Origin of the sequence: Clavibacter sp. MX14-G9D, from assembly GCF_032917815.1 — a bacterium.
GTDB lineage: Bacteria > Actinomycetota > Actinomycetes > Actinomycetales > Microbacteriaceae > Clavibacter > Clavibacter michiganensis_K.
This window is the reverse complement of record NZ_JAVCVL010000423.1, coordinates 1-728: the sequence shown is the minus strand read 5'-3', so window position 1 is coordinate 728 and position 728 is coordinate 1. Positions and strand designations below refer to the sequence as shown.

The following is a 728-nucleotide window of genomic DNA, read 5'->3' as shown; positions in this document are numbered from 1 at the left end:
CTCGCCGGTGCGGGACCGGTCCGGCTCCCGAACGGGACCGCCGCGCGCCGCACCCGGCGCAGGTGAGGTCAGGGGGCGGCGGGGCTGAGCAGCGTCAGGCGCTCGCGGAGCAGCGCGCGGACGGCGTAGGGATCCGCGACGCTCAGACGACCCTCCTCCGACACGCCGTCGCGGAGCACGAGCGGGAGCACCGACCGCCGGACGACCAGCGCGCCGCGGTTGCGGCCGCGCTCCACGCGCTCCACGGGCTGGGCGAGCGCGTCGTCCGGCACCACGACCACGGCGGCGGCGAACCGGACCCCCGCGGAGGCGGCCAGGGAGCGGGCGGCGCCGACCAGCCACGTGACGGGCGCGTCGCCCGCGGCGAACGCGCCGTCCGGATCCGGCACGACGGGCTGCAGCTCCCCGCGCACGAGCTGGACGGCGACGCCCCAGTCCTCGGAGCTCAGGGCGAACAGGCCCGCGGGCGCGAGCACGACGTGGTCGACCTTGCCGGCGCCCGTCAGCGGACGGACGTCGTGGAAGATCGTCGCGCCCATGCCGAGCGAGGCCGCCGCCCGGGCCGTCGCCTCCTCCGCCAGGGCCTTCGCGAGGAGCCAGCGGATCTCGCGAGGAGCGCGGCGCACCAGCTCGGGCGACCAGGGATCGAGCCCCGGGTCGCCGCCCGGCGTCGCGCCCCGCCAGGCCGCCACGCGGGCGAGGTAGTGGGCGCGGGCGAGCGCGCCCGC

General features: G+C 79.4%; 1 protein-coding gene. It reads right to left on the bottom strand.

Annotated features, from left to right (window positions below; translation table 11 throughout):
- Nucleotides 1-68 precede the first annotated feature (68 nt).
- On the bottom strand, nt 69-728 hold a 660-nt coding region (locus Q6969_RS16085), incomplete at its 5' end, for a molecular chaperone (RefSeq protein ID WP_317231337.1).